The organism is Rhodococcus sp. MT28 (genome assembly GCF_058792695.1).
This window is the reverse complement of record NZ_JBXAFD010000007.1, coordinates 70691-79830: the sequence shown is the minus strand read 5'-3', so window position 1 is coordinate 79830 and position 9140 is coordinate 70691. Positions and strand designations below refer to the sequence as shown.

The following is a 9140-nucleotide window of genomic DNA, read 5'->3' as shown; positions in this document are numbered from 1 at the left end:
TTTATTAACCGCGGGCGGTTAATAAAGGCGCACAGCAGGGGTCTAGGTCGCGTTGTGTGCGGGCTGGAAAGCTCCGGCTTCGGCAGCTTCCTCGGCGCGGATCACGTGGACCACGGCGTTGATCAGCGCCAGGTGTGTGAACGCCTGCGGGAAGTTACCCAGATGGCGACCGGTGTGCGCGTCGATCTCTTCGGCGTACAGCTTGAGCGGGCTCGCGAACCCGAGCAGACGCTCGCAGAGATGCTTTGCCCGATCCAGTTCGCCGATCTCGACGAGGGCGGAGACGAGCCAGAAGGAGCAGATGGTGAACGTGCCCTCTTCTCCGCTCAATCCGTCGTCGGTGGTGTCGACGCGATAGCGCAGGACCAACCCCTCTTCGGTGAGCTCGTCGGCGATCGCCAGCACCGTCGCCCGGATGCGCGGATCGTCGGCCGGCAGGAAGCGCAGCAGCGGTGCCAACAAGAGCGACGCGTCGAGTGAATCGTGGCCGTACCGCTGTGTCAGAACTCCGCGCGAGTCGACACCGTGCGCGAGGATGTCGGCCTTGATCTCGTCCGCGATGGCCGTCCATTGCTGTGCAAAGCTCTTCTCGCCCTGCATCTCTGCCAGCTTGGCGCCGCGATCGAGAGCGACCCAGCACATGATCTTCGACGACGTGAAGTGCTGCGGTTCACCGCGCACCTCCCAGATCCCGCGGTCGGGCTGGCGCCAATGCTTGATCGCTTCCTCGACCTGCTTCTTGAGCAGCGGCCACAACGCCTCGGGGACGCGCTCGCGGGTACGGATGTGGAGGTACACCGAGTCGAGCATGGTGCCCCAGATGTCGTGCTGCTGTTGATCGAACGCCCCGTTGCCGATACGCACCGGACGGGCGCCGTCGTAGCCGGACAGATGGTTGAGTTCGGATTCCTCGAGCGTGCGCTCGCCGCCGATGCCGTACATCACCTGCAAGGGATGCGGCTGACCGTTGTCCGAACTCGACACGTCGTAGATGAAGTTGAAGAAGTCGTTGGCCTCACGGTCCAACCCGAGCGTGTAGAGGCCCCACAGTGCGAAGGTGGAATCGCGAACCCACGCGTAGCGATAGTCCCAGTTGCGTTCTCCGCCTGGTGTTTCCGGTAGCGAGGTCGTCGAAGCCGCGAGTAGGGCTCCGGTCGGTGCGTAGGTGAGCCCCTTGAGTGTGAGCGCACTGCGCTGTAGGTATCCGCGCCACGGGTGATCGGGGAACTTGCCGATCGTCACCCACTCACGCCAGGACTTCGACGTCTGCCACATCTTGTCGGCGGCCTCGTCGAACGTCTGCGGCGCGGGAAGATCCGACCACGAGAGCGCGACGTACACGTTGTCGCCTTCGACCAGTCGCGTCCGGGCCCGTGCCTCACGACCTTCCAGACCCAGTCGGAGATCGGTGGTCAAGCGCAGAGTGGGATGGTCGCCGGGCTTGGCGGAGCGACACGTTGCCGTTGCTTCCTCGTAGACCTTTCCGGTGTACTCCCAATTCGCCGTGCCACGGTGATAGTCGAACGCGGGCTCACAGCTCATCTCGAGTTCGACGGTGCCGCTGACGCATTTGACCGTACGGAGAAGGGTGTGTTCGGCATCCCAGTCGGTCGGTGTGCGCTTGTGCGTGTTCGATCGCTTGTCGACGTTGTGCCAGGGACCGAGAACCAGGGCGTCGCGGACGACGAGCCAGCCGGTCTCGGTCTGCCAGGTGGTCTCGAGAATGAGTCCACCCGGCAGATAGCGCCGAGCGGCCGGCACGTTCTGGCCGTAGGGGCCGATACGGAAATGGCCTGCGCTGCGGTCGAGGATGGCACCGAACACGCTTGGGGAGTCCGGGCGGGGAACGCACATCCACTCGACAGATCCGTTACGGGCAATCAGGCACGAGGTTTCGCAATCGGAAAGAAACGCATAGTCGTCGATCGGGGGAAAGTTGCTTCGATGGTGACCCGTGGAGGCGGGAGGAATCGTCTGCACCACTTCGTCGTCAGCACTCATTCGGCCATCATCCGGCCAGAATCGGCACACGTCCAATCCACACGCTGTCGGGACCGTATCGTCCGAAGGATAGGGTGTTGGCGTGGATCGGATAGCGGATTGGTGGGACAGCTTCGAGCTGTGGATGGCGGGGCTCCCGTTCATCCCGCAGGTCGCGTTGGTCCTGATCGTCGTCGTTCCGCTGTGCCGCCTGGTGGCCATCGGTCTGGATCGCGCGTTGGCCGCCGTTCTCGCTCTGCCGCTCTTCGGCTGGTTGCGTAGGAATTCTCGAGAAGTAGAGGAAAGCTGATGCCCCGCTCACGGGTCACTCTCGCCCTGATAGCCCTGATTCTCCTCGTGATCGTCGCGTGGCTTCTCACCCGTTAGTTCTCCCGATTAGAGCGGGCGCCGGTGCTCTGCTAAAGTCCACCGCGTGTCCGAAGCAACAGCTCCCGTAATCCGCCACCAGTTGGCGTTGATTGCTGTCGGCATGCTCGACGTCGCTGACGTCGCCTGTTGTTGATTTCCTGAGTTCGACCTCTCCGGTGGTGCTGCGCACCCCACTCGAACTTCTCTGCGCGTAACTCGCGCCCCCGATTCAGGGCTCATCGCCCGTCGGCTCTCCATGTCTGAACATCCCGATGGAATCAGCCCCAGAGGTCTCGGACTTGTCGTTTGACCAACCCTCGTTTGTCAGTCCTTTCAGGAAGGTATCTGCAATGAAACGCCGTTCCCGCACACTTCTCACTGCTATCGCGACCATGGGGGCCGTGGTACTCACAGCGTGCAGTGGTGGCTCGAGCGACACCGTGGGTGGTGACAGCGCCGCCAGCGACGGTAGCGCCGGCACGATCAACCTGTTCGCCTACGCCGTGCCGAAGCCTGGCTTCGACAAGCTCACCGCAGCCTTCCAGGCGACCGACGAGGGCAAGAACGTCAACTTCAATCCTTCCTACGGCGCCTCGGGCGACCAGTCGCGCAAGGTGAAGGACGGTGCCGAGGCAGACTTCGTCAACTTCTCCGTCGAGCCCGACATCACCCGTCTGGTCGATGCCGGTCTGGTAGATCAGAACTGGAACCAGGACGCCTACAACGGAATTCCGTTCGGATCGGTAGTCACCATCGTGACGCGTCCGGGCAACCCGAAGGGCATCAAAGACTGGGACGACCTGCTTCAGCCCGGCCTCGAGGTCGTCACGCCGAACCCGTTCAGCTCCGGCTCGGCCAAGTGGAACCTCTTGGCGCCGTACGCCGCGAAGAGCGACGGTGGCAAGAACCCGCAGGCGGGTCTCGACTACGTCACCGCCTTGGTCAACGACCACGTCAAGATCCAGCCCAAGTCGGGACGCGAGGCTTCGGAAGCCTTCCTGCAGGGTAGCGGTGACGTTCTGATCAGTTACGAGAACGAGGCACTGTTCATCGAAGGCAACGGCGACCCGGTCGAGCACGTCACCCCGCCCACGACCTTCAAGATCGAGAACCCCGTTGCCGTGATCTCGAACAGCAAGGTCCTCGACAAGGCGACCGCGTTCAAGGACTACCTGTACACGACCGAGGGTCAGACGCTCTGGGCCGAAGCAGGATTCCGTCCCGTGGATCCCGCCGTCGCTGCCAAGTTCACCGACAAGTTCCCCGAGCCGACCAAGCTGTGGACCATTGCAGACCTCGGCGGCTGGAAGGCCGTGGACAGTGCTCTGTTCACCAAGGACACCGGTTCGATCGCAGTGATCTACGACAACGCGACCAAGTAAGACTGACGTGACTGACACTATTGACCCCACCCCCGTGGCTCGTCGGCGAAAACTCGCGCGGGTCACGGGGAGTGTGGGGCCGCTCGGAATCGGAGTGGCCACCCTGTGGCTCTCCGTCATCGTTCTGCTTCCGCTCGCCGCGTTGACCGCCACCGCGTTCGACGAGGGGATCTCCGGATTCTGGGACGCCGTCACCGCACCCGTCGCCTTGGCGTCGTTGCGCGTGACGTTGTTGGTCTCGGTGATCGTGGCATTGATCAACGTCGTGATGGGCACGATCATCGCGTGGGTGCTGGTCCGGGACGACTTCCCGGGCAAGCGCATCGTCAACTCGATGATCGATCTGCCGTTCGCGCTACCGACCATCGTGGCATCGATCGTGCTGCTGTCCCTCTACGGCCCGCAGTCACCGATCGACATCCATCTCAATGCAACTCAGCCCGGACTGATCGTGGCATTGGCCTTCGTGACCTTGCCGTTCGTCGTCCGTTCCGTGCAGCCGGTGCTGATGGAGGTCGACCGCGAAGTCGAGGAAGCCGCTGCGTCGTTGGGAGCTTCCAACTGGACGATCTTTCGCTCGGTTGTTCTCCCGACGTTGGCGCCTGCCGTCATCTCCGGTGCGGGCCTCGCGTTCGCCAGAGCGATCGGTGAATACGGCTCGGTCGTTCTGATCGGCGGCAACATCCCACGCGTGACACAGATGACGTCGCAGTACATTCAGCAGCAGATCGAGATCGATCGTCCGACCAACGCCGCTGCCGTCTCGGTAGCGTTGCTGGCCATCGCATTCGTGACGCTGTTCGTCCTGCGAATCTTCGCCTCGCGGGGACAGCGACGTGAGGAGAGTTCCCGATGAACGTGTCCAGAGGATCGAAGATCGGTCTGCGGACCATCGCTCTCGTCTACCTGTTCGTGTTGCTGGTCGTGCCGATCGGTGTGATCCTGACGCGAACGTTCGAGAACGGAATCGGCCCGTTTCTCGAATCGATCACGACACCGGCAGCGATTTCCGCGCTGAATCTTTCGCTGATCATCGTGGCGATCGTGGTTCCGATCAACGTGGTGTTCGGTGTCGTCACGGCTCTGGCACTCGTGCGTGGGCGTTTCCCGGGCCGCGGAGTTCTGCAGTCGGTGGTCGACCTGCCCTTCGCGGTCTCGCCCGTCGTCGTCGGTGTGTCGTTGATTCTCCTGTGGGGTGCCAACGGTTGGTTCGGCGGCATCGAATCGTTGGGGTTCAAAGTCATCTTCGGGTTGCCAGGCATGGTGATCGCGACGATTTTCGTGACGCTGCCCTTCGTCGTCCGGGAAGTCGAACCCGTACTTCACGAGATCGGCGACGAGCAGGAACAAGCAGCCGCGACGCTCGGTGCCTCGGGCTGGCAGACGTTCTGGCGGATCACCTTGCCCGCGATCCGTTGGGGCCTGACGTACGGAATCGTGTTGACGGTGGCGCGTTCGCTCGGTGAATTCGGCGCAGTCATCATGGTCTCTTCCGGCTTCCCGGGGGTATCCCAGACACTGACATTGCTGGTGCACTCGCGATACATCGACGACCACAACACCTTTGGTGCGTATTCGGCGGCAACGCTGCTGATGGGCATCGCCATCATTGTCCTGTTGCTGATGACGCTGCTGGACCGTAAGAGGAGCACCACATGATCACAGTGACCGGGGCCCGCAAGAACTACGGTGATTTCGCGGCGCTCGACGACGTGACGGTCAACATTCCCTCGGGTTCGTTGACGGCATTGCTCGGGCCCAGTGGCTCGGGAAAGTCGACGTTGCTGCGTTCGATCGCAGGGCTCGAAGAACTCGATTCGGGAACCATCACCATCGCAGGCAAGGACGTCACCGGCGTCTCGCCGCAGAAGCGTGACATCGGTTTCGTGTTCCAGCACTACGCGGCGTTCAAGCACATGACCGTGCGGGACAACGTGGCGTTCGGGCTCAAGATCCGCAAGCGCCCGAAGCCGGAGATCGAGAAGAAGGTCAACGAACTACTGGGGATCGTCGGTCTCGACGGCTTTCAGCATCGGTACCCCGCGCAGCTCTCCGGCGGTCAGCGTCAGCGCATGGCGTTGGCGCGCGCTCTGGCTGTGGATCCACAGGTGCTCCTGCTCGACGAGCCCTTCGGCGCGCTCGACGCGAAGGTGCGTGCCGACCTGCGCACGTGGTTGCGTCGCCTGCACGACGAGGTGCACGTCACCACCGTCCTGGTCACCCACGACCAGGAAGAGGCTCTCGACGTCGCCGACCGCATCGCGGTGCTGAACAAGGGGCGGATCGAGCAGATCGGTGAACCTGCCGACCTGTACGACCGCCCGTCCAACGACTTCGTGATGTCCTTCCTCGGATCCGTCGCGAAGCTCAACGGGCAGTTGGTCCGTCCGCACGACATCCGCCTCGGCCGCGATCCGAGCATGGCTCTCGCGCAGGAATCCGGAACGGCCGAGTCGCTCGGCGTCACACGCGCAACAGTCGAGCGCGTCGTGTACCTCGGCTTCGAGGTTCGAGTGGACCTGCGCAACGAGGCAACCGGCGAGCTCTTCTCGGCTCAGGTCACGCGCGGTGACAGTGCAGCGCTGCACCTCGAGGCGGGGGAGACGGTGTACGCGCGTGCTACCCGGGTGCCGGATCTGCCGGAGACCCCGGTGTCGACGCCGGTGCAGGAGCCGGTCACGGTGAGCGTGGTCGGCCAGGTATGACCCGCTCGCCCTGTTCGACCTGTTGTACCCCCACTCCTGTTTGAGCGAACGGCACTTTCGGACTCCTGATGGCGCCGAAAGTGCCGTTCGCTCAGAGGTGAGGGTCGGGCAACAGCGAGACGAGTTCAGCCCTCTCGGCAGACGAGGACCGGGCACTGGGCGTGGTGGATGAGGCTCTGACTGGTCGATCCGACTATCGACGCCATGAACGGGCTGCGGCCGTGGCTACCGACGACTACGAGTTGCGCTTCCGCCGAGTGCTCGAGCAGTGCCTTCATCGGTCCGCTGCGCTGGACACTGCGGGTGACTTCGACATCGGGGTACTTCTCCGTCCAGCCGGCGAGGCACTCGGACAGCAGTGCATGCTCATGCTGTTCGTACGGTCCCCAGTCGACGAAGCGCCTGGCTTCGGAATACCCGCCCAGCGAGGCGTGCTCGTTCCACGTGTGGACCGCAACCAAAGGTGCGCCGAGGAACGCGGCAAATTCGAAGGCATGCGCGACGGCGAGTTCGCTGAGCTTGCTCCCGTCGACGCCGACGACGATGGGCCTGGTGTCGGCCATCGCGTGATCACCCGTACCGCGGAATACGGCCACGGGACAGTGCGCGCGGTTGACCACCCGAATGGTGTCGGATCCGAGAAACACGGACTGCATTTCGCTGGTGCCGGCCTGACCCAGTGCAACGATGCGAGCCGACTTCGAGAGTTCGACGAGTGTGGTTGCGGGAGTACCGGTCACGAGGCCACGTTCGACGGTGACGTCGGTGTGATCATCGCGGATGGCGTCCTCGGCCTCGTCGAGCAGTTTTGCACCCTCGACGCGAAGGTGGTGGTCGAACATCTCTTCGTCGGTGACGTTGGTACCGCCACCGGACTCGGGTTGTCCTGGCAGCACGTGGGTCAGGCGAAGTGGTTCGTCGAATCTCTTTGCAGCCGAAGCTGCCCACCTCGCGGCGTTGACCGCGCTTGCCGAGCCGTCGATACCGGCCACGATTCCGTGTCGAACAGATGCACTGGTCATGGAAGTCTCCTCGCGTCGCCTCCCTACCAGTGTGTCCCTGGTCACCCCGGGTTCGCTACAAACTCGTCAGCTTCCGCGGTGCGAGAACGTCGGTAGGCACAGCCGCGCGAGATCGACGCGGGCGCAACGACAACAGAGCGGTGATGAATCCGTTACCGGACAGTGTCAGTTCCACGTTCTTCAACACGGTTCGGCGCATCAACGCAAGCAGGGCTGCGACGCCGGTGACGGCCATCCACATAGGCAGCGGGTACAGCGTCAGGCGTTCACCAAGGCCGAAAGTGAGGGTTCGTCCGAGAAGCAGTACGGCACCGACGATTCCGGTAGCCGCGCACAGCCCTGACCACACTGCGATCCATTTGCTGTGCTTCCAGAATTGAATTGCCATGAGGACGAGAACGGCATGACGTGCGACGAAGCCGGGAAGTACGGCGGTCCAATGAACGAAGGTCCCGTCGTTCGCCGGGAAGAGGCCGGTGGCCGCGGTGCTCAATGCAACGACGACGGCAAGACCGAGAATCCACTTCTTCGCACGACCGTCCGGAATGTACTTGTGCAGCAAGGCTGCACCGAGGATGGTGAGCGCACCGAGGATCATGAAGGCCGCGTTCATCACGTCGTGCATCGGCGAACACGAATCCACGCTGCATGTCGTCACGCCCAGCGAACTGATGGAGTCGCGCGCGAAGCTGTACGGCGTCTTCCATGCTCCGGCTGTGAAGATTTCGACAAGCAGGTAGAGCACCGACAGGACCCATGCGATGCCGGCTGTGCCGAGGCGAAGATTGTGAGTGATGGTGTTCCCTCTCGCGGCGCTCTGAGGGGATTGCACCCAAAGATCTGTTTCGCAGGCGAAGGAGGTACCTTCGCGAGCTGGACAGATCCAACACTACGGTAACAATCTGATAACGGCCTGTGAAACCGGATCAGGCGGAGCGGACCAGACGGTCGGGTAGTGCATCAGCGACTTGTCGGTAACGGTCGATCATCGTTTCGATCAGTAGAGAGTGCCCACCGATCGTGTCGGCGAAACGCGCGCGCGGACATGCAGTTGCTGCGGCAGCGCTGAGTCGATCGGTCAGTAGGCCGGGAGCCAAGAACCACGGTGCGACGACAACACGTTCGGCGCCGTCCTGCTCGAGTGCGGAGATCGCCTGGGCAACTGTCGGTTCCGCGGATGTCGCGAAACAGATTCGAACGCCCGACCAGTTGGTTCCGCCGAGGAGAGTGGACGCGAATTCTGCGGTCGCGGCATTGGCGCGCGCGTCGGACGAGCCGACTGCCGCAAGAGCGACACCGACCGACGGATCGTCCGGCCGGGCACCCGCTTCGAGAATTCGCTCGCGTACTGCCTCGATCAGCCGAGCATCGCGACCCAGTACGTCTGCTTGGAACACGGTCAACTGGGGGTGGCGTGTCGCGGCAGCGGCCAAGAGTCCGGGCAGATCTACCCGGGCGTGGAAGGCATTGCCCAGCAGCATCGGAACAACAACGGCGTGAGTGTGGCCGTCGTGTGCAACCCCGTCCAGGACCTGATCGATGGACGGTGCATTGAGGTCGAGAAACGCCAGCCGGACATCGAGGTCTGGCCGGACTTCACGAAGAGCTGCCACAGCAGCCGCGATCACCCGAGCAGAACGGGGATCACGGCTACCGTGCGCAACAGCGATGAGCGGAACCAT

Annotated in this window: 10 protein-coding genes; 6 read left to right on the top strand and 4 right to left on the bottom strand. The window is 63.0% G+C overall.

All coding sequences use genetic code 11. The features are described 5' to 3' along the window. Window positions 1-42 precede the first annotated feature (42 nt). Window positions 43-2001: a glycoside hydrolase family 15 protein gene (locus AC1Q6C_RS25295; protein WP_003944557.1), complete on the bottom strand. Its 1959-nt coding sequence runs from the start codon at window positions 1999-2001 to the stop codon at window positions 43-45. Between the two features lie 82 nt (window positions 2002-2083). On the opposite strand from AC1Q6C_RS25295, the gene AC1Q6C_RS25290 reads away from it, so the two are divergent. The 6 genes from AC1Q6C_RS25290 to AC1Q6C_RS25265 all read left to right on the top strand — a co-directional run bounded on the left by AC1Q6C_RS25290 (window position 2084) and on the right by AC1Q6C_RS25265 (window position 6436). After that, the gene (locus tag AC1Q6C_RS25290) at window positions 2084-2290 is read left to right on the top strand and encodes a hypothetical protein (RefSeq protein WP_003944489.1); all 207 of its coding nucleotides are present in this window, start codon (window positions 2084-2086) and stop codon (window positions 2288-2290) included. Window positions 2291-2413: 123 nt separating this feature from the next. Further along, window positions 2414-2503 (top strand): Ms4533A family Cys-rich leader peptide, encoded by a 90-nt coding sequence (locus tag AC1Q6C_RS25285; RefSeq protein ID WP_309599318.1) that lies wholly within the window; start codon window positions 2414-2416, stop codon window positions 2501-2503. A 196-nt stretch (window positions 2504-2699) separates the two neighbouring features. Beyond that, window positions 2700-3731: a sulfate ABC transporter substrate-binding protein gene (locus AC1Q6C_RS25280; RefSeq protein ID WP_003944569.1), complete on the top strand. Its 1032-nt coding sequence runs from the start codon at window positions 2700-2702 to the stop codon at window positions 3729-3731. A 7-nt stretch (window positions 3732-3738) separates the two neighbouring features. After that, window positions 3739-4587 carry a sulfate ABC transporter permease subunit CysT gene (gene cysT, locus AC1Q6C_RS25275; RefSeq protein ID WP_030536617.1) on the top strand — a complete coding sequence of 283 codons (849 nt, stop codon included), beginning with the start codon at window positions 3739-3741 and terminating at the stop codon, window positions 4585-4587. Further along, window positions 4584-5390, top strand: a complete 807-nt coding sequence (gene cysW, locus AC1Q6C_RS25270) for a sulfate ABC transporter permease subunit CysW (RefSeq protein WP_003944503.1) — start codon at window positions 4584-4586, stop codon at window positions 5388-5390. The genes cysT and cysW overlap by 4 nt, the downstream gene beginning before the upstream one ends. Further along, complete coding sequence (locus tag AC1Q6C_RS25265) at window positions 5387-6436, top strand: sulfate/molybdate ABC transporter ATP-binding protein (protein ID WP_007731046.1); 1050 nt, start codon at window positions 5387-5389, stop codon at window positions 6434-6436. The genes cysW and AC1Q6C_RS25265 overlap by 4 nt, the downstream gene beginning before the upstream one ends. 125 nt (window positions 6437-6561) lie before the next feature. Here AC1Q6C_RS25265 and AC1Q6C_RS25260 read toward each other — a convergent pair whose 3' ends face one another. The 3 genes from AC1Q6C_RS25260 to AC1Q6C_RS25250 form a co-directional block, all read right to left on the bottom strand. Beyond that, window positions 6562-7458, bottom strand: coding sequence for a universal stress protein (locus AC1Q6C_RS25260; RefSeq protein ID WP_003944544.1), 897 nt, complete (start codon window positions 7456-7458; stop codon window positions 6562-6564). Between the two features lie 55 nt (window positions 7459-7513). Further along, window positions 7514-8290 carry a DUF998 domain-containing protein gene (locus AC1Q6C_RS25255; protein ID WP_042450193.1) on the bottom strand — a complete coding sequence of 259 codons (777 nt, stop codon included), beginning with the start codon at window positions 8288-8290 and terminating at the stop codon, window positions 7514-7516. Window positions 8291-8384: 94 nt separating this feature from the next. Continuing rightward, window positions 8385-9140 carry a sirohydrochlorin chelatase gene (locus AC1Q6C_RS25250; RefSeq protein WP_492666871.1) on the bottom strand — a complete coding sequence of 252 codons (756 nt, stop codon included), beginning with the start codon at window positions 9138-9140 and terminating at the stop codon, window positions 8385-8387.